19 protein-coding genes are annotated in these 21,793 nt (G+C 72.0%); 7 read left to right on the plus strand and 12 right to left on the minus strand.

What is annotated here, in order from left to right; all coding sequences use genetic code 11:
* Positions 1–29: 29 nt before the first annotated feature.
* The 4 genes from ABZ484_RS24430 (at position 30) to ABZ484_RS24445 (ending at position 3,592) form a co-directional block, all read left to right on the plus strand.
* The gene (locus ABZ484_RS24430) at positions 30–761 is read left to right on the plus strand and encodes a hypothetical protein (protein ID WP_358868048.1); all 732 of its coding nucleotides are present in this window, start codon (positions 30–32) and stop codon (positions 759–761) included.
* The gene (locus ABZ484_RS24435; protein WP_358868049.1) at positions 758–1,525 is read left to right on the plus strand and encodes a glycerophosphodiester phosphodiesterase; all 768 of its coding nucleotides are present in this window, start codon (positions 758–760) and stop codon (positions 1,523–1,525) included. Before ABZ484_RS24430 ends, ABZ484_RS24435 begins: the two co-directional genes overlap by 4 nt.
* Positions 1,526–1,591: 66 nt before the next feature.
* Positions 1,592–2,938, plus strand: a complete 1,347-nt coding sequence (locus ABZ484_RS24440) for an MFS transporter (RefSeq protein WP_358868050.1) — start codon at positions 1,592–1,594, stop codon at positions 2,936–2,938.
* Positions 2,939–3,217: 279 nt separating this feature from the next.
* A complete protein-coding gene (locus tag ABZ484_RS24445) occupies positions 3,218–3,592 on the plus strand; it encodes an RNA polymerase-binding protein RbpA (protein WP_003977404.1) in 375 nt (124 codons plus the stop codon).
* A gap of 145 nt (positions 3,593–3,737) precedes the next feature.
* Here ABZ484_RS24445 and fxsA read toward each other — a convergent pair whose 3' ends face one another.
* From fxsA to ABZ484_RS24465, 4 genes are all read right to left on the minus strand, one after another.
* Positions 3,738–4,295, minus strand: a complete 558-nt coding sequence (gene fxsA, locus ABZ484_RS24450; protein ID WP_358868051.1) for an FxsA family membrane protein — start codon at positions 4,293–4,295, stop codon at positions 3,738–3,740.
* A 41-nt stretch (positions 4,296–4,336) separates the two neighbouring features.
* Positions 4,337–5,137: a polyprenol monophosphomannose synthase gene (locus tag ABZ484_RS24455; RefSeq protein WP_358868052.1), complete on the minus strand. Its 801-nt coding sequence runs from the start codon at positions 5,135–5,137 to the stop codon at positions 4,337–4,339.
* 585 nt (positions 5,138–5,722) lie between these two features.
* A complete protein-coding gene (locus ABZ484_RS24460; protein WP_358868053.1) occupies positions 5,723–7,327 on the minus strand; it encodes an amidohydrolase in 1,605 nt (534 codons plus the stop codon).
* A gap of 247 nt (positions 7,328–7,574) precedes the next feature.
* Entirely contained in the window at positions 7,575–8,015 is a 441-nt protein-coding gene (locus ABZ484_RS24465; RefSeq protein ID WP_358868054.1) for an Lrp/AsnC family transcriptional regulator, read from the minus strand.
* Positions 8,016–8,253: 238 nt separating this feature from the next.
* Between ABZ484_RS24465 and ABZ484_RS24470 the strand changes: the two genes are divergently transcribed.
* Positions 8,254–8,691: a hypothetical protein gene (locus ABZ484_RS24470; protein WP_358868055.1), complete on the plus strand. Its 438-nt coding sequence runs from the start codon at positions 8,254–8,256 to the stop codon at positions 8,689–8,691.
* A 368-nt stretch (positions 8,692–9,059) separates the two neighbouring features.
* Here ABZ484_RS24470 and ABZ484_RS24475 read toward each other — a convergent pair whose 3' ends face one another.
* From ABZ484_RS24475 to ABZ484_RS24495, 5 genes are all read right to left on the minus strand, one after another.
* Positions 9,060–10,232: an acyl-CoA dehydrogenase gene (locus ABZ484_RS24475; protein WP_358868056.1), complete on the minus strand. Its 1,173-nt coding sequence runs from the start codon at positions 10,230–10,232 to the stop codon at positions 9,060–9,062.
* A gap of 259 nt (positions 10,233–10,491) precedes the next feature.
* Positions 10,492–11,151, minus strand: a complete 660-nt coding sequence (locus ABZ484_RS24480) for a TetR/AcrR family transcriptional regulator (protein WP_358868057.1) — start codon at positions 11,149–11,151, stop codon at positions 10,492–10,494.
* Positions 11,152–11,269: 118 nt separating this feature from the next.
* Entirely contained in the window at positions 11,270–12,640 is a 1,371-nt protein-coding gene (locus tag ABZ484_RS24485) for a peptidase C39 family protein (RefSeq protein ID WP_358868058.1), read from the minus strand.
* Positions 12,641–12,848: 208 nt separating this feature from the next.
* Complete coding sequence (locus tag ABZ484_RS24490; RefSeq protein ID WP_358868070.1) at positions 12,849–14,303, minus strand: amino acid permease; 1,455 nt, start codon at positions 14,301–14,303, stop codon at positions 12,849–12,851.
* Positions 14,304–14,411: 108 nt separating this feature from the next.
* Positions 14,412–15,368: a hypothetical protein gene (locus ABZ484_RS24495; protein ID WP_358868059.1), complete on the minus strand. Its 957-nt coding sequence runs from the start codon at positions 15,366–15,368 to the stop codon at positions 14,412–14,414.
* 247 nt (positions 15,369–15,615) lie between these two features.
* On the opposite strand from ABZ484_RS24495, the gene ABZ484_RS24500 reads away from it, so the two are divergent.
* Both ABZ484_RS24500 and ABZ484_RS24505 read left to right on the plus strand, forming a co-directional pair.
* Entirely contained in the window at positions 15,616–16,236 is a 621-nt protein-coding gene (locus ABZ484_RS24500) for a hypothetical protein (protein WP_358868071.1), read from the plus strand.
* A gap of 428 nt (positions 16,237–16,664) precedes the next feature.
* Complete coding sequence (locus ABZ484_RS24505) at positions 16,665–18,530, plus strand: AAA family ATPase (RefSeq protein WP_358868060.1); 1,866 nt, start codon at positions 16,665–16,667, stop codon at positions 18,528–18,530.
* A gap of 91 nt (positions 18,531–18,621) precedes the next feature.
* Here the strand turns inward: ABZ484_RS24505 and ABZ484_RS24510 are convergent, their stop codons facing one another.
* The 3 genes from ABZ484_RS24510 to ABZ484_RS24520 all read right to left on the minus strand — a co-directional run bounded on the left by ABZ484_RS24510 (position 18,622) and on the right by ABZ484_RS24520 (position 21,751).
* Complete coding sequence (locus ABZ484_RS24510; RefSeq protein ID WP_358868061.1) at positions 18,622–19,707, minus strand: hemolysin family protein; 1,086 nt, start codon at positions 19,705–19,707, stop codon at positions 18,622–18,624.
* Positions 19,704–21,050 carry a hemolysin family protein gene (locus ABZ484_RS24515; protein WP_358868062.1) on the minus strand — a complete coding sequence of 449 codons (1,347 nt, stop codon included), beginning with the start codon at positions 21,048–21,050 and terminating at the stop codon, positions 19,704–19,706. Before ABZ484_RS24515 ends, ABZ484_RS24510 begins: the two co-directional genes overlap by 4 nt.
* Before the next feature lie 233 nt (positions 21,051–21,283).
* Entirely contained in the window at positions 21,284–21,751 is a 468-nt protein-coding gene (locus ABZ484_RS24520) for a PH domain-containing protein (protein ID WP_358868063.1), read from the minus strand.
* Positions 21,752–21,793 lie beyond the last annotated feature (42 nt).

Below are 21,793 nucleotides of genomic sequence, written 5' to 3' on the forward strand. Positions count from 1 at the left end.
CCAGTCCACCTTCCCCGAATTGGCCATGGATGAGTTGTGTTCCCCCGCCACAGAGTGTCACGAGTCAGGCCACTTCCACCACCAGGGGGGACATTTTGTCCACACAGGGGCCCATACCGGGCCGTCTCGGGCGGCGACTCCTTCAGCTCTACGCCGGTCTCGTCCTGTACGGGGTCAGCTCCGGGCTCCTCGTCGAGGCGGGCCTCGGCCTGGAGCCGTGGGGCGTGCTGCACCAGGGGCTGGCCGAGCGCAGCGGCCTGACCATCGGTGTGGTGTCGATCGTCGTAGGGGCGGCGGTGCTGCTGCTGTGGATCCCGCTGCGCCAGCGGCCCGGCCTGGGCACGGTCTCCAACGTCGTCGTCATCGGTCTCGCCATGGACGGCACACTGGCCGCACTGCCCGGCGTCCACGCCCTGGCCGTGCGGATTCCGCTGCTCCTGGCGGCCATCGTGCTCAACGGTGTGGCCACCGGTCTGTACATCGCCGCCCGCTTCGGACCCGGGCCCAGGGACGGGTTGATGACGGGGCTGCACCGGCGCACCGGCCGCTCGATCCGGCTGACGCGGACGGTGGTGGAGGTCGTGGTCGTCGTCACCGGGTTCGTCCTCGGCGGCACCGTCGGCGTCGGCACCCTGCTGTACGCCGTCTCGATCGGCCCGCTGGCCCAGCTCTTCCTGCGTCTGTTCGCCGTGCCGGCGGCCACCGGCGGCAGCACGGCCGTTGCCGCGGCGTCACCCGAAGGAGCGATACTGCGTCCGTGACCACGCTCGTACGCCACCCGTTCCTCGACCACCCGGGGCCTCTCGCCTTCGCCCACCGCGGCGGAGCCGCCGAAGGACTGGAGAACACCGTGGCGCAGTTCCGGCGGGCGGTCGAACTCGGTTACCGGTACATCGAGACCGATGTACACGCCACTGCCGACGGCCGGCTGGTCGCCTTCCACGACGCGACCCTGGACCGGGTGACCGACGGGGCGGGCCGGATCGCGGACCTGCCGTGGGAGGAGGTGCGGCAGGCGCGGGTGGCGGGCAGGGAGCCGGTACCGCTCTTCGACGAGTTGCTGGAGACCTTCCCCGAGGTGCGCTGGAACGTCGACGTCAAGGCGGAGCCCGCGCTGGGGCCCCTGCTGGACCTGATCGCGCGGACGGACGCCTGGGGGCGCGTCTGCGTGGGCTCGTTCTCCGAGGCACGCCTGGTCCGGGCCCGGCGGCTGGCCGGAGAGCGCCTGGCGACGTCGTACGGGACGCGGGGGGTGCTGGCGCTCCGGCTGCGCTCCTGGGGGGTGCCGGCCAGGCTGCGCCGGTCCGCCGTGGCCGCGCAGGTGCCGCTCTCCCAGTCGGGTGTGCCCGTGGTCGATCCGCTGTTCCTCCGCGCGGCCCACGCGCGCGGGCTGCACGTGCACGTGTGGACCATCAACGAACCGGAGCGGATGCACCGGCTCCTGGACCTCGGTGTCGATGGCATCATGACCGATCACATCGACACGCTGCGCAAGGTCATGGAGGAGCGGGGGGTCTGGGTCTGAGCCCCCGCCCGGTCCACGGAGCCCGCGCGGCATCGCGGCATCTTCGGCGGGGAAGCGAGGGCACGGGTGGGCACCGGTACCGTGCGGGCACAGGCGGACGACGAGGCCGCCGACCGGCGGCGCGAGCAGCGCGGCTGGTACTTCTACGACTGGGCGTGCTCCGTCTACTCGACCAGCGTGCTCACCGTGTTCCTCGGGCCGTACCTGACCTCGGTCGCCCGGTCGGCGGCGGACGCGGACGGGTTCGTGCATCCGCTGGGGATCCCGGTGCGGGCCGGGTCGTTCTTCGCGTACTGCGTCTCGGCGTCGGTGATCGTGGCGATCCTGGTGATGCCGGTCGCGGGTGCGGCGGCCGACCGCACCGGCCGCCGGAAACCGCTGCTGGCGGCCGCCGCCTACACGGGCGCCGCCGCGACGACGGGCCTGTTCTTCCTGGACGGCGACCGCTATCTGCTGGGCGGTGCGCTGCTGATCGTCGCCAATGCCTCGGTGGCCGTCTCGATGGTCCTCTACAACTCCTACCTGCCGCTGATCGCGCCGCCCGACGAGCGGGACGCGGTCTCCTCCCGGGGCTGGGCCTTCGGCTACGCGGCCGGTTCCCTCGTGCTGGTGGTGAACCTGGTGCTGTTCACCGCCCACGACTCCTTCGGTGTCTCCGAGGCGACGGCGGTGCGCATCTGCCTGGCCTCGGCGGGGCTGTGGTGGGGTGTCTTCACCCTGGTTCCGCTGCGGCGGCTGCGCGACCGGCGCACGGCTCCGACCGCCGTGCCGGTGCACGGCTGGCGCCAACTGGCGGCCACGATCCGGGACATGCGGGGCAAACCGCTCACCCTGGCCTTCCTGCTGGCCTACCTCGTCTACAACGACGGCATCCAGACCGTGATCTCCCAGGCCTCGGTGTACGGCTCGGAGGAACTGGGACTGAGCCAGTCCACCCTGATCACCGCGGTGCTGATGGTGCAGGTGCTCGCGGTGGCGGGAGCCCTCGGGATGGGGCGGCTGGCGCGGAGATACGGAGCGCAGCGGACGATCCTCGGGTCTCTGGTCGCCTGGACGCTCACCCTGGGGGCCGGGTACTTCCTGCCGGCCGGGGCACCGGTGTGGTTCTTCGTGCTGGCGGCCGGGATCGGGCTGGTCCTCGGCGGCAGCCAGGCGCTGTCCCGGTCGCTTTTCTCACATCTGGTCCCGCCCGGCAAGGAGGCCGAGTACTTCTCCGCGTACGAGATGAGCGATCGCGGCATGAGCTGGCTGGGGCCGTTGCTGTTCGGCGTCACGTACCAGCTGACCGGGAGCTATCGGGACGCGATCATCTCGCTGGTGGCGTTCTTCGCGATCGGATTCGTCCTGCTCGCCCGGGTCCCGGTGCGGCGGGCGATCCACGACGCGGGCAATCCGGTCCCTGATCGGATTTAGCACTCCGGGCGAAAGGGCGGTAGTGTACGCGTTTGGCCTGCCAGGCGTACCGTTACTGCGCGTCAAAGATGCCGAAACGCTGGGTGACATCTCCTTGCAGATGTGACAAACCGGGCGCCGGTGGGTACTGCACTGGTTGACAAGGCTGCGGCTACGACGGCGACACATGACCCGGAACGGGACATCGGAACGGGAATCTTTACCGCCGACCGGACGTTGACCGGATGACGACGACAGCGACACCTGTCCTGTGGGCGACAAGCCCGGGAGGCACGATTCATGAGTGAGCGAGCTCTTCGCGGCACGCGCCTCGTGGTGACCAGCTACGAGACCGACCGCGGTATCGACCTGGCTCCGCGCCAGGCCGTGGAGTACGCATGCGAGAAGGGGCACCGTTTCGAGATGCCCTTCTCGGTCGAGGCGGAGATCCCGCCGGAGTGGGAGTGCAAGGTCTGCGGGGCCCAGGCACTTCTCGTGGACGGCGACGGTCCTGAGGAGAAGAAGGCGAAGCCGGCGCGTACGCACTGGGACATGCTGATGGAGCGGCGCACCCGTGAGGAGCTCGAAGAGGTCCTCGAGGAGCGTCTCGCCGTTCTGCGCTCCGGTGCGATGAACATCGCCGTGCATCCCCGGGACAGCCGCAAGAGCGCGTAGCCCTGCGGGGCTCGGGCGGCCGGTTTTCAGTGCACGTGAGTTGACCGCGGGCGCCGTACGTCATGGTGACGTACGGCGCCCGCGGTTTTTGCTGTGGGCACGGTTTTCGTTTTCCGGCGAGCTAGCACTCCCTGCGAGCTAGCACTCACCGAGTGAGAGGTGGGCGCTGCTCGCGCGGGTCGTCGCCCTGTTCCTCCCTGATCACCTCGCCCTGGACGACCTTGCCGTCGGGGCGGTGGATGCGGGCCTGGCGGAAGGCGTCGCCCAGGGTGCCGGGGGCGGCCTCGCGGAGTCTGCGGTCGACCGTGCGCTCCGTGTAGCGGCCGATGGCGCGCTGGACCGGCGGGATCAGCAGGAGCAGGCCCACCGCGTCGGAGATCATGCCGGGGATCATCAGGAGCAGGCCGCCCAGCATCATCAGGCCGTTGCCGCCGCGGCGCGAGGAGGGGGCGCCGCCTCGCTGGAGTGCCTCGTTGAGGTTCTGGAAGGCGCGGCGGCCCGCCCGCTTGATCACCACGGCGCCGGACACGAAGGCGGCGAGCAGCAGCAGGAAGACCGTGAACCCGCCCGCCGCGCCCGCGACCACGGTCAGCAGCCAGATCTCCAGCACCAGCCACACAGCGATGCCCAGCGGCAGCAGCCTGCGCGGCCGGGAGCGCCGGGGCCGGGCCGAGTACGAAGAGGTCGGAGCGCCTGTCGTCATACTCCCAGTGTGCCTGGCGTCTGCTCAGCGCCGGATAAGTGCTATCCCTGGGACTTGTCGCCCCGGCCGGTGATCCTGGTCACCCGCTCCCCCACGCCCCAGGCGGTCACCCGCCACAGCGCCTCCACGAGGATGTCACGGCTCATCTTGGAGTCGCCGAGTTCGCGCTCGACGAAGGTGATGGGGACCTCGACGACGTGGTAACCGGCCTTCACGGCCCGGCGCGCCAGGTCGACCTGGAAGCAGTAGCCCTGCGAGGCGACCTCGTCCAGACCCAGGCCTTCGAGCGTCTCCCGACGGAAGGCCCGGTAGCCGCCGGTGATGTCCCGCAGCGGCAGGTCCAGAGCGAGACGCGAGTACAGGCTGCCGCCCCGGGAGATGAACTCGCGGGTCCTGGGCCAGTTCACCACCCGTCCGCCCGGCACCCAGCGCGAGCCGAGCACCAGGTCCGCGCCCTTGAGGGCGGTCAGCAGACGGGGCAGTTCCTCGGGCTGGTGGGAGCCGTCCGCGTCCATCTCGACCAGCACGCCGTAGTCGCGCTCCAGGCCCCAGCGGAAGCCCGCGAGGTAGGCGGCGCCGAGGCCCTCCTTGCCCGTGCGGTGCAGCACGTGGACCTGCGCGTCCTCGGTGGCGAGTTCGTCGGCGAGCTTGCCGGTGCCGTCGGGGCTGTTGTCGTCGGCCACGAGGACGTGCGCCTCGGGGACGGCCTTGCGCACCCGGCCCACGATCGTCTTGATGTTCTCCGCCTCGTTGTAGGTCGGAATGATCACCAAGGCCGTGCCGAGCGGGCCGAACCGCCTCTCCTGGCCCCGAGCCGCGCGGGTGCCGTCGCCGTCGTTCACTGCTGCCCCTTCATGTCCATCCGCAGGGGACCACCATAGTGGCCACGGCCTGCGGGGATGCGACACCACGTGCGTAAGCGGGTGTCGATTCGGCAAGAGCGGGGTAGGGACGCTCTTTTCGGGATGTGTTTCCGAGTGTGCCGGACGAGCCGGACGGACGGTATGTGCCGCGGGACCCGCGGTGCTGCGGAGGGGGGCCCGGCGCCCTTCGGGCCGACCTGGGACCCGCTGGCTGCGGATCGACCGAGAGCCGTTGTCTACTGAGCGGCCGGGCCCCACCCGGGTCACACCCTGCCGACCGTCCGGAACGTTCCCCCGCCGACGCGGACGCTGCGCCTGGCTCCCGTGACGGTGACCCGGTGCGGCACACCGTCCCTGACCCAGCGGCACTGCGACACGGGTACGGAAGTTCCCAGGTCGGGCGTCCGGTGGTGGACCCGGCAGAACCTACCGGCCACCTGCCGTCGGCTGTCAAACAGCCACGTGAGGGGCCCCGTCGCCCGGGCCGAGCGGGTCGGCGCGGAGGATTCCCAGGTCGCGCGACGGGCACGCACCCCCGGATCGCCGTCGCGTCGGCCCTGGAGATCACTCGCCCGGCCGTACGAAAACCGTCCGTCCGCCCACCACGGTCCGCAGGCAGAGGGGCAGGTCACGGCCCGGGTGGAGGTCGGGCAGGCCGGGGGTGCCGGAGCGGGGATCGGTCGACCAGCGCGCCACCCGGTCGTCGGGGGCCTGGACGACGAGCTCGTCCGTGCGCCAGACGGCGTAGTCCGCCGGGGCTCCGGGCACCAGGATGCCCGCGTCGTCCCTTCCGACCGCCCGCCAGCCGCCACGCGTGTGCGCGGTGAAGGCGGCGCGCACGGAGACACGGTGCTCGGGGGTGCGGTGGAAGGCGGCAGCCCGGACCGTGCCCCACGGGTCCAGCGGTGTGACCGGGCTGTCGGAGCCGAAGGCGAGCGGCACGCCGGTGCGCAGCAGGGTCGCGAAGGGGTTCAGCGTACGGGCCCGCTCGGCACCCAGGCGCTGTGCGTACATGCCGTCCTCGCCGCCCCACAGCGCGTCGAACGCGGGCTGCACGGACGCGGTCAGCCCGAGGTCGGCGAAGGCCGCGACGGTATCCGCCGTGAGCATCTCGGCGTGCTCGACACGGTGCCGCGCGGCGCGCACACGGGCCAGGCCCACCTTCTCGGCGGCGGCGCGCACGCCCTCGACGACGACGGTGACGGCGGCGTCGCCGATGGCGTGGAAACCGGCCTGGAGGCCCGCCTCCGTGCACGCGATGACATGGGCGGCGACGGCACGGGCGTCCAGGTAGGCGGTGCCGGTGTGGCCGGCGTCGGAGTACGGCGTGTGCAGGCAGGCGGTGTGAGAGCCGATGGACCCGTCGACGAACAGATCACCGGCCGCGCCGAGCGCGCCCAGCTCCCGCGCCTTGTCGACGTCCTCCTCCGCCCAGTAGCCGACGACACGGAGGCCGGGTTCGTCGGCGGCCAGCCGGAGCAGGCCCGTGAAGTCGTCCTCGGAGGAGATGTCCGGGCCGCCGCACTCGTGGACCGAGCCGATGCCCAGGGAGGCCGCGTGGGCGAGCGCGGCGCGCTGCGCCTCGGTGCGCTGGGCGGGGGTGACCGCGCCGAACGCCGCGGCGCGCACCGCGTGGTGGGCGTCGGCGGTGAGCGGGCCGTCCACGGACCCCAGGTCGCCGCCCACCAGGTCGAGCAGGGCGGTGGTGACGACGGCGGAGTGGACGTCGATCCGGCTGAGGTAGAGGGGGCGGCCGCCGGTGGCCGCGTCGAGTTCCGCGCGCGTCGGGGGGCGGCCGCCGGGCCAGCGGGCCGCGTCCCAGCCGTGGCCGAGCAGGACCCTGTCGTCCGGGCGGGCGGCGGCGAAGTCCCGCACCCGGGCCAGGGCCGCCTCCAGGGAGGGCGCGTCGGACAGGTCCAGGCCGGTGAGCGCGAGGCCGGTGGCGGTGGTGTGTACGTGGGCGTCGGTGAACGCGGGGGTGACGAGGGCGCCGTCCAGGTCGATCACCTCGTCCACGCCGTCGGCGAACGCGTCGGCCGCGCCCTCGGAGCCGACCCAGGCGACGTGCCCCGCCTCCACCACCATCGCGGTCGCGAACGGGTCGGCGGGACTGTGGACCTCCCCGCGGCGTAGAAGAACGGTCTGCGGTTCGGCGCTGCGCTCACTCATGGACACCAGTCTCCCGCCTCCCCGGAGCGGGCCCGCACGCAGGGCGTCCGGACAGCGGTGCGTGGCTGCCGTCCCCGGCCCCGGCTGCCCTCCCCGGCCCCGGCGGCCGGTCCCGCCCGACCGGGCGACGCGCCCGGCTTCGACGCCGCCGGCCGCGAGCGGGCGGGCGGTGTCTCCGGCCTCACCGAAGGAGGGCGCCACCCTTCCGGCCGGTTCCGCCCCCCGCCGACTGCCGCGCCCTCTCGGGTCAGATGCGGGGCGGGCGTGACTCGTACGGGGTGGAGAGGACCACGGTCGTGCGGGTCGAGACGCCGGCCAGGCTGCGGACGCGGGCCAGGAGTTCTTCCAGTTCGTGCGGGGTGGCCACGCGTACCTTGAGGATGTAGTTCTCGTCGCCGGCCACGCTGTGGCAGGCCTCGATCTCCGGGACGCCGGCCAGGCGGTCCGCGATGTCGTCGGGTGCGCTGGGGTCGAAGGGTTTGACCGAGATGAAGGCGGTCATGGGCAGTCCCACCGCCTCCGCGTCGACGACCGCGGCGTAGCCGCGGATGACGCCACGCTGCTCCAGCCGCCGCACCCGCTGGTGCACGGCCGACGTGGACAGGCCCGTGGCCTTGCCCAGGTCGGTGTAGCTCATCCGCCCGTCCGTGACGAGCAGCTGCACGATCTGTCGGTCCAGCTCCTCCATGGCGCAAGAACCTACAGTGCCGCTGATCTCCTCGGATACCTCGGCAGCCCAGGTCATGCCCCGTTCGCCGGGGGACGGATCCCTCGCGGCGAGCACCTGCGCGCGGCATGTGACGAACGCCACAGCCCCTAGACGCTCTCCGTGATGTTCTCGTGATTACCGCCGAGACCGGACGGGAAATGCTTGCTGTGGTCGAGGCCGCAGCGCCTTCACGGCCCAGCCTTAGGGGGAGAATCCCATGCAGAGTCTTAAGCGCCCTGGTCGTTCCGTGCCCAAGCGGCAGCAGCCGGTCATCGAACCTCAGCCGGAGGGCGTCGAACCCGACGACTTCGACGGCGAGGAGATGGACGCCTACGACACCTTCGAGATGTACCGGGTGATCTGCCCGGAGTGCGCGCAGCCCATCGCCCTGCTGGCGGACGAGGAGGTCCTGCCGGAGCACGCGCTGTGCGCCTCGCCGTGGAACCCGTTCGGTCTCACGGTCTGCGCCGGCACCGGCCGCAAGGCCTCCGACGCCCGGCCGGCGGACGAGTCCGTCGAGCCGCAGGAGCAGCAGACCGCCCTGTTGTTGACGCTCCCCCAGGGGCTCGACTGGCGGACGCAGCCCTTCTCGCACGTCGGCGGCCCGGGCTCGCGCCCCATGCGTGTGCCGGCGATGCGCCGCCACGCCGCCTGAAGCGGGCGCTCCCACCTCCCGGCACCTGCCCTGCACCACGGCGCACGGACCGCCCTGGTGCAGGATCGGTGCGCCGCAACGCGGGCCGGACGCCGGTGAACTCACTCTCGATTCCGGCGATCGGTGACCTGTCCGCCGGGCACCGCGTTGCCCAGGTATGACCCTCATCCAGTCGGCAACCGGGCGTCGGCGCCGGATCTTCGTGCCGCCGCCCGCGGAACCGGTTCCGCCCGCGCCGCCGCAGCTCCCGGACCCGCCGATCTACCGCGACATGGTGCGCGCGTGGGCCGACCGGGGCCGCACCCTGCCGGGGCGCCACGACCCGGAGTGGGTCCGGCTCGCCGCGCCCTTTCCCGGCCTGGGGCAGTTCAGCGGGTCTCGGGACCCGCGACGTGACGGGCGATGACCATCCGCTGGATCTGGTTGGTGCCCTCGACGATCTGCAGCACCTTCGCCTCACGCATGTAGCGCTCGGCCGGGAAGTCGGCGGTGTAGCCGTATCCGCCGAGCACCTGGACGGCGTCGGTGGTGACCTTCATCGCCGTGTCCGTGCAGAACAGCTTGGCCATGGCCGCCTGCCGCGCGAACGGCCGGCCGGCGTCCCGCAGCCGCGCCGCCGCCAGGTACAGCGCCCGGCCCGCCTCGATCTGCGTCGCCATGTCGGCGAGCATGAAGCGCAGCCCCTGGAAGTCGGCGATCGGCCGCCCGAACTGCCGCCGGTCGGTGGCGTAGGAGACCGCCTCGTCGAGCGCCGCCTGCGCGAGTCCGATGGCGCACGCGGCGATACCGAGCCGCCCCGAGTCCAGCGCGGACAGTGCGATGGCGAAGCCCTGGCCCTCCTCCCCGAGCCGGCGGTCGTCGGCGACCCGCACCCCGTCGAGGTGGATCTGCGCGGTGGGCGAGCCCTTCAGGCCCATCTTCTTCTCCGGTGCCGCCGCGCTCAGTCCCTCGGCGTCGCCGGGCACCAGGAACGCCGTGATGCCACGGGGTCCCTCCCCTCCCGTGCGGGCCATGACCGTGTAGAAGTCGGCGATCCCGCCATGGGTGATCCAGGCCTTGGTGCCCGTGATCACCCAGTCGTCGCCGTCCCGGACCGCCTTGGTGCGCAGCGAGGCGGCGTCGGAGCCGGAGGCGGGCTCGGAGAGGGCGTAGGCGCCGAGCAGTCCGCCGCCGAGGATGGCGGGCAGGTGCTCGGCCTTCTGCTCCTTGGTCCCGTAGGCGGCCAGCCCGTAGGCGGCCAGGGTGTGCACGCTCAGGCCGAGCCCGACGGTGAGCCGGGCCGCGGCCAGTTCCTCCAGGACCTGGAGGTACACCTCGTACGGCTGGTCTCCGCCGGCGTACTCGGAGTCGTAGGGCAGGCCGAGGAGCCCCGATCGGGACATCAGGGTGAAGACCTCGCGCGGGAAGCGCCCGGCGTCCTCCTCCTCGGCCGCCTTCGGGGCGATCTCGTGCTGCGCGATGTCGCGGACGAGCGAGATCAGATCCCGGGCCTCGTCCGTGGGCAGTTGCCGTTCCACCGGCTGCGGGGCGCGGTCGGGCATGGCGACGCTCTCCTCCCTGTCGGGCACATCGGCGGACGTGCGCCTTGGGTGGGGCGGCTCCGCCGGAGTCTTCCTCAGCCGGCCGATCCTCGCGCCTTCGGGTCACGGAAGCGGCTGACCAGCGGCTGTGCGCTGTGAGTATGCCCGATCGACGGCACGGAGTCACCGGTTAACGACCGCTTACTTCAAGAAAGGGCCGGCCGCCTCCTGACACGTCGGACCACGACCGCGTGCGTCGCGCCGGTTCCGCCGGTTCTTCTCAGCCGTCGCGGCGGGCGGCGGCGGGGGCGGGATAGGCGGGGTCCAGTTCCTCCACGGCCCGCAGGGCGCCGCCCAGCGTCTTCACCAGCAGCTCGCGCATGGCGTCGCGGGAGAGCTCCGGGCGGTCGATCCACTCCAGGGTGGCACCCTCGACGCCGCACACCCAGGAGAGCAGGCCCATCCGGGCGAGCGGGGCGATGGCGGTGCGGCCGTAGGCGCCCTCCGCGATGGTCGTGACGATCGCCTCGCGCACGCCGTCGCGGATGGCGTGCACCTCCGCGTCGAAACCGACCCCGCCGCTGACGATGGTGCGGTAGGCGGCCTGATGGTGCTCGGCGTAGCGGAGGTAGCCGTCGACGGTGCGGTGCACCCGTTCCACGGCCGGAAGGTCGCGGCCGCTCGCCGCGAAGGTGACGAGGTCGGCGACCGAGTCCTCGACGATGGCCAGGTAGTAGCCGCGCTTGGACTGGAAGTAGTAGTAGATCAGCCCCTTGGCTACATGGGCCTGCCGGGCGATGTCGTCCATCGACAGGGCGTCGTAGGAGGTGTCGGCGAACAACCGCCGCCCGATCGTGATGAGTTCGGCGCGACGTGCCGACGAACGCTCGGTGCCGCGCGCCCGGGGGTGGGCGCTCTCGCGGTGTTCACTCGTATTCAATTTCGGCCCCGGTCTCCAACTGGCCATCGACGCCCGCAGTATGGCAGGTCCGGGTATGAGTCAGCTCACAGTGGTCCACGCGCGAAAGGCCCCGGTCTCCCGGGGCCTTCGCACACGGTCAGCGCACGCCCACCGCCGCGAGCGCCATGCGCTGGTGGGGGGTGGGGTGCGCCGGGAAGTAGAGGTAGCAGACGCCGCCGCTGCCGGAGACCACCTTGCCGGAGGCGTTGTACCGCTTGTTCCTGAGCCAGATGTTCTCGAACTGCCGGCGCAGGTACACGCGCCGCACCGCCGCGTCGCTCGGCGAGGCCGGGTCGTTGGCGATCACGTCGCCGTCGGCGGTGAAGCCGATGATCGTCATCAGGTGGCCGGAGGTGCCGTAGCCCGCGCCCGTGAGTTCGGTCTTCAGGAAGGACTGGGACGTTATGGCGGGGATGCCCGCGGCGATCAGGGTCTCAACGTCGTTGAGGGAGCCGAGGCGGGTGACGACGCCCTGAAGTCCGTCGAAGGTCGCCGCGTAGGCCGCGTTGAAGGGCCAGTTGCCGCAGCCGGCGTACTGGTAGTCGTACGTGGACCGGGCCGCGTGGCAGACCTGGGGGTCGGCGTAGGACGGGTCGACCCAGGAGAGCTGCTCGGGGGTGAGCCGGCCGCCCCAGTACTCGATGATCATCTGCGAGGAGGTGGGGCTGCACCAGGCCTCGCCGCCGTTGTCGTACTGGGGGTACTGGCCCGCGTGGATCTCCTGCGAGAAGCGCGGGACGAGCAGTTCCCTCCCGGGCAGGGCGGCCGTGGAGGCGGGGACGGTGAAGCGGTCGGGGATGTCGGAGCCCATCGCGCCGATGCGCCACACGGTCGGGGTGAGGTCGGTGCCGGGCCTGCGGTACAGGGTGAGACGGAGCCGGTAGGAGGCCAGACGCAGACCGGAGGCCGGGTCGTCGATGGAGAAGGTGTCCGTCCAGATGGTGCTTCTGTCGTCGGTCTGGTCGTCGACGGAGGTCCGTTTGATGTCCTGGTCGCCGGCCGCCCAGCGTCCCATGACGTACCAGGGGGTGTCCGTGCCGTCGGAGTACGTGCCCCGCAGTTCGACCTGTAGCCAGGTGCCGGCCGGGGTGTGGGCGTTCCAGGAGGCGATCGCCTCCGTCGCGGGGACGGAGAGCCGGTGGACCGGGCCGGTCCAGGTGGCGTACTCCCAGGTCGCGGTGGTCCCGGTGTGCGGGTCGGTGTACTCGGTGGTGCCGGCGGGGGCGGCGATTTGGAGGCCGGGGCGCAGGCCCGCGAAGGGGCGGGTGCCCTGGGACGTGCCGGAGCGCCAGTCGATGTACGTGGTCCAGGCGCGGTAGTCGACCGGGCGGCCGGAGCTCGCGGCGGTCTGTGCGGTGGTGGCGGTGCGCTCCGTCGCGGCGGCCGTCGGGGCGGCGGCGCCGGCCACGGCGGCGGCGACCGCGGCGGTCAGGACGGATCTGCGGGACAGGTGTTCGGCACTGCTCATGAGTGGGAGACCCCCAGGTGTCCGAGTCGGGGCGGGAGCGGGTCCGTGCACGGCAATGGGCCCACTATGGCCGCGGGGACGGGCTGCTGCCAGCACTTCGACACACGCCACGCCTACCAATATTGGTCTCTACCAGTGGCATGACCTGGGGGTCCTTGCCGCGGGGCGGGCCCCGGCCGCTCACGGCACCGGGGCGGGCCCGTGAGCGTCAGATCAGGTCCATCGCCGCCACCTCGTCCGGACGGCCGTAGCTGACCGGCCCCTGGAAGCGGCGGCGCGCCGTGGCGAACCACCACAGGGTGGCCACGAGCAGGACCACGGCCAGGGCGACGGGGGCGTAGTTGAAGGAGTCGACGGTGACCGGGGAGGCCTGGGGCAGCATGAACAGCACGCTGCTCAGGGCGATCCAGGTGACGGCCACGATCCCCACCGGGCGGCCCCAGCGGCCCAGGTGCCAGGGACCCGGCTGGAACTCGTCGCCCAGGCGCAGGCGGAGCAGGATCGGCACGGCGTAGGCGAGGAAGAGCCCGACGACGTTGACGCTGACGATGGCGGTGAAGGCCGTGTGCGACCACCAGCCGGGCAGGACCAGCGCCAGGGAGCAGGCGACGGCCAGCCAGACCGCCTTGACGGGGGTACGGGTGCGCGGGGAGACCGAGTGCCACCAGCGGGAGCCGGGCATGGCGCCGTCCCGGGAGAAGGCGAAGATCTGCCGGGTGTTGCTGGTGAGGTTGGCCAGGCCGCAGAAGAGCATGGCACCGATCACGATCAGCAGCAGGGCCTTGGCGGTGCCGAGGCCGAGCGCGTCGATGAGGATCTGGACGGGCGGCGCGTCCGCGGCGGCCACACGGCCGTAGTCGCGAATGCTGAGCACCAGGGCGAGCATGAGGATCAGACCGGTGACGGCGGAATAGCCGATGGCGCGGGTAATGCCTCGGGGTGCGTTGACGGTCGCCCGGACCGTTTCCTCGGACATGTGGAAGCTGCCGTCGAAGCCGGTGAAGGTCCAGCTGGTGACCAGGAGGCCGAGCATGCCTCCGTAAAGTCCGCTCGTGAAACCGGTGTTGTTCGCGAAATGGGTGACGAAGGACGCGGGACGGTGGTGGTCGGGGACGGCCACGAGAGCCGTCACGATCACCACGAGACCGATGAGCAGCCACCAGACGGAGATCCGGTTCAGGACGGCGACCAACTGGACGGTGTAGGTGTTGGCCAGTCCCTGGACCACGATGATCAGCGCCGTGATCAGCACCGTCTGATGCGCCGTGGGCCGGTAGGAGGGCCACTGGAGGGCGATGAGGGCCTGGACGAAGGTGGCCGCCGCGTAGCCGGTGGCCGCGGTGCCGCCGACCTGGCCGACGAAGTTCAGCCAGCCGGTGAACCAGGACCAGGCCCCCTTGTGTCGTCTGGCGAGTTTTCCGGCCGAGAAATACAGCGCGCCGCTCGTCGGATATGCGGAGGCCACTTCGGCCATGGCCGCGCCGATGAAGAGCACCATGACGGACACGCCGATCCAGCCGAATACGAGAATGCGTGGGCCGCCCGCGTTCATCCCGAATCCGAACGAGGAGAAAATGCCCGAGATGATGTTGATGATGGTGAAGGATATGGCGAAGTTGTCGAACGCCTTGAAGCGTCGGGTGAGTTTTCTCGGGTAACCCATCGCGTGCAGGGTGGCGTCGTCGTCGAGGGTGTTCGGGTCGGCCTTGCCGTGGAGCGTCGTCCGTTCCGGCACGTGTCGGCCTTTCTCTCGGTGGGGGGTCGGTCGAGGTCAGGGGGTGGGGGGCACGGGCAGACCGCAGGCGCGCCGGGCCCGGGAGAGCTGCTCGACGGGGTCGCCGAAGACGCACCAGGGCATGCGTGAGGCGTAGGGACCCATGGCGGTGAGGACCGCGCGTGCCTCGAACTCACGCCCGCCCTGCACCAGGGCGTGGGCGAGGTAGGCCAGGTCGAGCACCGGGGTGAAGCGGTGACCGGCCACCGTGGGCAGCCAGTTCTGGTAGATGGCGAGCGCGGTGGAGCGCCACTGCGGCTGTTCCCAGACGCGGCCGGCGAGCAGTCGGGCGGGGTCGTGGCTCTCCACCAGGGCGACCAGCGGCAGCAGCCGGAGCGCGGAGTCGGCCGGTGCCCGCTGGCCGAGGAAGGCGGCGACGTCCCAGGCGGCGTTGACCGAGCCGCCGTACCGGGCGAAGAAGCACGCGAGGAAACGGTGGTGGGCCTCGCGGTGCCAGGGGTCGAGGGACAGGATGTGGGCGAACAGCCGCCAGGGTCCGGGCGGTGCGGTGAGCAGCCCCTGAGGCGCCGGATCGCGCAGCCGGTGCAGCCGGGCCATGGCCAGTTTGGCGACCCACGGGGTGGGGTCGGCGGGCGCCATGGCCGCGGCCCGTTCGCAGGCGGACAGCGCTATCCGCTCCAGCGGTTCGGCCCGCGGGTCGCGGGTGTCGGCGGCGCGCAGCGCCCTGAGCACCGCCACCCGTGCCCACACCAGCGCGGACTCGGGTGCGGGCTCCTCCGCCAGCCAGTGTTCGGCGAGGTCGGAGTCGGCCGCCTCGGAGGCCACCACCAGGGAGCGGTGGGCCCGGAGCGCGAAGTCGTCGCGGGTCTCGGCGAGGGCGGCCCGGGCGCTCGCCCAGCGGCCGGCCCGGACGTCGACGCACGTGCTCGCGAGGACGCGGTCGTCCGCCGCCGGGTGCCAGACATACTGCCCTTCGAATAACCCAGCGGCCATCTACCCCGTCCGTCCCCGTACGACGCCTCACGGTTGCGCATCAGGCACTTTACTCATCACCGGGCACAACCGGAACGCCGTTTTCGATATGTCCACCCATGGATTCCCGGAGGAAATGGAGGGGTTCGGCGGACGTTCGCTCGGTAGTTCAATTCGGCACCATTCGAGGGGCGCCTATCGGGCCAGGTCGGGGCGACCACTAGAATGTTCCTCGCACATATGCCGCCTCATCGCCCCGGGAATCGCCATTCGCACCCTCGCCGCCCGCCTCCGGGACCTCCCGCCGTCCTGCGGCCCCGTCCGCCTGGTCGGCGTCGACGGGCACGCGGGGTCCGGGAAGTCCACGTTCGCCGGCCACCTGGCCGCGGCACTGGGCGGCGCCCCGGTGCTGCACCTGGACGACATCGCCAGCCATGAGGAGCTGTTCGCGTGGGACGGACGGCTGCTGACCGAGGTGATCGAGCCGCTGGCCCGGGGCGCGACGGCTCACTACTCCCCCTACGACTGGCGCGCCCGGCGCCTCGGCCCCGCCCGCGCGCTGCCGCCGGCGCCGGTGGTGCTCGTCGAGGGCGTGGGGGCCGGCCGCCGGGCGCTGCGCCCGCATCTGGCCCGCCTGCTGTGGATGGAGGTGCCTCGCGAGGAGTCGTGGGCGCGGGGGCGGGCCCGGGACGGGGAGGAGCAGCGGGAGTTCTGGGCCGGATGGGTCGAGGCGGAGCGCCGGCACTTCGCCGCGGACCCCTCGCGGCCCTTCGCGGATCTTCTGGTGCGGCAGTTGGCGCAGGGATACGAGGTGCTCACGGCACCGGCCGGGATCGTTGATACGGACCAGAGTGTCACTCACCGTGACGGATCACCGGCGATGTGGTGAACCTGTGAAGACCCTTGCGGAGGAACTTGGCTGAGTACCTCAACTCCGCTTGACCGGGGGACCATACAGGTCTTACGTTCTCAATGTGCGGTCGAGACGGACCGCCCGCAGTCGCGAAGCCCCCGGTTGTTCCCCCGTGATCGGGGGCTTCGTTCTGCCCGCGTCCCGTATTCCGGACGCCGCGCGACGCCGTTCGCTCACCCTCGGTCACCGGCGCACGACCCGCCCCGTCTGCTCCCACCTCCCCGAACGCCCCCTGCCGCACCCTTCGGCGGGCGGCGGCCCCGCGGGTACGATGCCCTCGGTGCGACCTTCGAACGGCTGCTTCGCGCACCTGCAACTCCGGTCCGCGGCAGAGCGGTTCGGCCAGAGGCAACCGCCGGGTGGATGCCCGGCGGCGTACGGGGGCACGGTTTGTGGGGGACGTGATGGACTTCGGCACGCAGGGCCCCGAGGCCCCGGCCGACCTCGCCTGGCTGCGCGGCGTGGACGCCTACACCATGGGCGCCTATCCGCAGGCCGAGGAGGAGTTCCGGGTCGCGGTGCGGATGGATCCCGGGATGGCCGACGGCTGGCTCGGGCTGCACGCGCTGCGCGTCGACACGACGACGGCGCTGCTGAAGATGTTCCGGCACCGGGACCGCTTCGGCGAACAGCGCGCCCGGCACCGCCGCACCCTCAACTCCTGGTACTGGCTGGGCTGGTGGGTGCAGCCGGTGCTGGAGAGCCCCCGCGATCTGCTGCTCGCGCACGCCTCGCACTGGCTGGACGGGCGCCACGTGCCCGAACTGGACCGGGCGCTCGCCGGACTGCCGCCCGTGGACACCGACCCCCAGGTCCGCTTCCTGCACGCCTGCCGCGCCTATCTGGTCAAGGACTGGGAGCAGCTGGTCCGGCACACCGATCCGCTGGTCGACGATCCGCTGCTCGGCATCGAGGCCGGCCTGTTCGGCGGCATGGCCCGGGTCCGGCTGGAGATGTACGGGCAGGCCGAGCCGCTGCTGTCGGCCTCCCTGATGCGCTGCCGCAGCGAGCAGCCGCAGCGCAAGGAACTCAGATACTGGCTCGCCAGGGCCCACGAGGGCACCGGCCGCAGCGCCGCCGCCCTCCCGCTGTACAGGGCCGTGCACCGGGTCGACCCGGCCTTCATGGACACCTCCGCGCGGCTCGCGGCCATCGCCGAGGGCGACGGATACGACGACGCCGCCGATCTCGCGGCGATCACCCTCACCGGCGTGGGTCAGGACTCCGTGGACGGCTCGGACGTCCTGGACCCGCTGTTCGGCACCGAGGGCCGCGACGTGAAGCTCGACCAGCCCGATCCGGCGGCCTCCGGTCCCCTGCCCTCGGCGGCCGACCCCGCGGTGCGCGAACGGGCCACAGTCGCCGCCGGGCCGCTGCCCAGCGGGCCCACCGACCCCGCGTTACTCGAACAGGCGCTCGCCGAGCTCGAGCGCATGGTGGGTCTGGAACCGGTGAAACGCCAGGTCAAGGCCCTGTCCGCCCAGCTCAACATGGCCCGGTTGCGCGCCGGGCAGGGGCTGCCCGTGCAACCGCCGAAACGCCACTTCGTCTTCTCCGGCCCGTCGGGCACCGGCAAGACCACCGTGGCCCGCATCCTCGGCCGCGTCTTCTACGCCCTCGGCCTGCTCGGCGGCGACCATCTGGTGGAGGCCCAGCGGGCCGACCTGGTCGGGGAGTATCTGGGCCAGACCGCTGTCAAGGCCAACGAGCTGATCGACTCCGCCATCGGCGGGGTGCTGTTCGTGGACGAGGCCTACTCGCTGTCCAACTCCGGGTACGGCAAGGGCGACGCCTACGGCGACGAGGCGCTGCAGGTGCTGCTGAAGCGGGCGGAGGACAACCGGGACCACCTCGTGGTGATCCTCGCCGGCTATCCCGAGGGGATGGACCGGCTGCTCGCCGCCAACCCCGGCCTGTCGTCCCGCTTCACCACCCGGGTGGACTTCCCGTCGTACCGGCCCGGGGAACTCACCGAGATCGGCAAGGTGCTCGCCGCGGAGAACGGCGACCAGTGGGACGACGAGGCTCTCGGCGAGCTGCGCTCGATCGCCGGGCACGTGGTGGACCAGGGCTGGATCGACGAGCTCGGCAACGGGCGGTTCCTGCGCACGCTGTACGAGAAGAGCTGCGCCTACCGTGACCTGCGGCTGTCGACGTATCCCGGCACGCTGTCACGGGACGATCTGGCGACGCTGCGGCTGCCGGATCTCATGCAGGCCTACGGCGAGGTGCTCTCGGGTCGGGGGCCGCAGGATCCGTCGGCACTGTGACGGATCCCGCGGCACGGCTGCCCGCAGCTGCCCGGAGCCCTAGGTCGCCAGGACCTCCGCGCGGCACGCCTGCGCGCAGCCGCCCGGGGTCCTAGGTCGCCAGGACCTCCTCCGGTTCTCCGCTTCCCCTGGGTTCCGTGAGGCGGATCTCTGTCGCCACCCTGTGGGCGGGGTCGCGCACCTCACCCACGAGGAGTTCCAGTACGTCCTCCAGGGCCACCACGCCCAGCACCTTGCCGGAGGCGTCGGCGACCTGGGCCAGGTGGGTGGCCGCCCGGCGCATCACGGTCAGGGCGTCGTCCAGCGGCAGCTCGGAGCGGAGCGTCGCCATCGGGCGCCATATCCGCTGCGGCACGGCGCGGTCGGAGTCCTCCAGGTCGAGGACGTCCTTGACGTGCAGGTAGCCCATGAAGGCGCCGTTCTCCGCGGCGACCGGGAAGCGGGAGTACCCGGTGCGGGCGGTGAGCGCGACGATCTCGCCCGGGGTGACCGACGGGCTGACGGTCACCAGCGCCTCACGGCCCAGCAGCACGTCCAGGACCGGGCGGGAGCCCAGCTCCAGCGCGTCCTCCAGCCGCTCCTGCTCCTCGGGGTCCAGCAGCCCGGCCTGGCCGGAGTCCTCCACCAGGCGGTTGAGCTGCTCGCTGGTGAAGGCGGCCTCGACCTCGTCCTTCGGTTCGACGCGGAACAGCCGCAGGACGCCCTTGGCGCAGGCACCGAGCGCCACGGTCACCGGCTTGCAGACGCGGGCGAAGGCGACCAGGCCGGGGCTGAGCCACAGCGCGGCCTTCTCCGGCGCGGCCATGGCGAGGTTCTTCGGCACCATCTCGCCGATGACCAGGTGGAAGAAGACCACGGCCGCGAGCGCGATGACGTAGCCGAGCGGGTGGACCATGCCGTCCGGCAGGTGCATCCAGGCGAACACCGGCTCCAGCAGGTGTGCCACCGTCGGTTCGGCGACCGCGCCGAGGGTCAGCGAGCAGACGGTGATGCCGAACTGGGCGGCGGCCATCATCTGCGGCAGCCGCTCCAGGCCGTAGAGCACCTGGCGGGCGCGGGCGGTGCCGAGCGGTTCGATCTGGCTGCGGCGGACGGAGACGAGCGCGAACTCGGCGCCGACGAAGAAGCCGTTGGCGAGCACGAGGAGCCCGGCGAAGACCAGTTGCAGAACGCTCATCGGGCGGCCTCCACCACACTCGCCACGGCGTCGTCCGCGGGCGCGGTCCGCACCAGGCGGACGCGCTCGGCGCGGTAGTGCCCGACCTGGCGCACGGACAGCCGCCAGCCCGGCAGCTCAGCCCGGTCGCCGGGGGCCGGGATCCGGCCGAGCAGGTCGGCGACCAGACCGGCGACGGTCTCGTAGGGGCCTTCGGGCGCCTCCAGACCGATGCGCTTGAGCAGGTCGACGCGGCAGCCGCCGTCGACGTCCCAGGCGGGCCGGCCGTCCTCCGGCGGTGCGGGGGCGAGCTCGGGCATGTCCTTGGCATCGTGCTCGTCGCGGACCTCGCCGACGAGTTCCTCGACGATGTCCTCCAGCGTGACGACGCCCGCGGTGCCGCCGTACTCGTCGACGACGACCGCGATGGGCTGCTCGCTGCGCAGCTGGGCGAGCAGCGGCTGCACCGGCAGGGTCTCGGGGACCAGCAGGGCGGGGCGGGCGATCCGGCCGACGGGGGTGCGCAGCCTGTCGTGCACCGGAACCGCGAGGGCGTCCTTGAGGTGGACCATGCCGACGATCTCGTCGATCTTCTCGTGGTAGACGGGGAAGCGGGACAGACCGGTGGCGCGGGTCAGGTTGACGACGTCCTCGGCGGTCGCCGAGGACTGAAGCGCGCTGACCTTCACGCGCGGGGTCATGACGTGCTGCGCGGTCAGCTCGCCCAGGGACAGCGTGCGGACGAACAGGTCGGCCGTGTCCTGCTCCAGTGCGCCGGCCTGGGCCGAGTGGCGGGCCAGGGAGACCAGCTCGCCCGGGGTGCGTGCGGAGGCCAGCTCCTCGGCGGGCTCGACGCCCAGGGCCCGCACCAGCCGGTTGGCGACGGCGTTGAGCGAGGCGATCACCGGGCGGAACAGGCGGGAGAAGAGATGCTGCGGGCCGGCGACGAACCGGGCGACCTGCAACGGTCTGGACACCGCCCAGTTCTTGGGCACGAGCTCGCCGATCACCATCTGGAGCGCGGAGGCGAGCAGCATCCCGACGACCACGGCGACCCCGGAGACGGCGCCCTCGGGGACGCCGATCGCGGTGAAGGGCCGGCTCAGCAGATCGGCCAGCGCCGGTTCGGCGAGCATGCCGACGACCAGGGAGGTGATGGTGATGCCGAGCTGGGTGCCGGACAGCTGGAAGGACAGCTCCCCCAGCGACTCGACGACCGTACGGGCACGCTTGTCGCCCTCGGCGGCCGCTTTCTCGGCGTCCGGGCGCTCGACCGTCACCAGGCCGAACTCGGCCGCGACGAAGAAGCCGTTGGCGAGGATGAGCAGGAAGGCCGCTCCCAGGAGCAGCAGGGGGATGGTCATGATGCCGCCGCCTCCGCGTGGGCGCGGACCTCGGTGTGGGGGTCCGCGCTATGTCGGCAGGGGGCGGCGCAGGTACTACAGGACGATCCGTCCATCGCTGGAGGGAGTCACTCCTCGGGTAGCAGGAGCCCCTGGCGCCGGTCGGAGCTCAGGGGCGGAGGCGCCGCGAAAAACGCCTCCGTCAACAGATTAATCAAGACCCGGCCCTGTGTGTCAGGGTGGACGTCCCCGAGTCAGCCCTGAGGTTCACCCTCGGACCGCTCGGGGTCGTGGACGGAGCGGGCCTCGACGAGGGCGCGCAGGGCGCGTGCGTCGGCGATCGCGCGCTGCTTGGCGATGCCGGGCTGGATGCCGAGGGCGGGCAGGCTGGTGCCGTCGCTGAGGTTGAGGAACACCCACGGGTCGCCGGGGCGCAGGTTCACCTGGAGGATCTCCGGCCACTCCAGACGGCGCCGGCCGGCGATGTTGACGACGGTGACCCCGGAGTCGTCGGCGACGACCTTCGGCCGGGCGAGCAGCACCAGCACCCCGAACAGGAGTGCGCCCGTGAAGACGAAGCTGACGCGTTCCCCGGGGCTGAGCTGCTCCAGCAGCAGCGCTACGACCGTGATCACCACGAAGATCGCCACCCCGGCCGTGAGCAGCACCGCGCGGGTCTGCGCCGGCCGGAACGTGACGGGGAGTTCGGGCAGGTCGGACATCGTCGTGGACCCTCTCTGACCTTCTGCGTGCCGCTCGTGACC

The organism is Streptomyces sp. NPDC006393, assembly GCF_040628575.1.
Classification (GTDB): domain Bacteria; phylum Actinomycetota; class Actinomycetes; order Streptomycetales; family Streptomycetaceae; genus Streptomyces.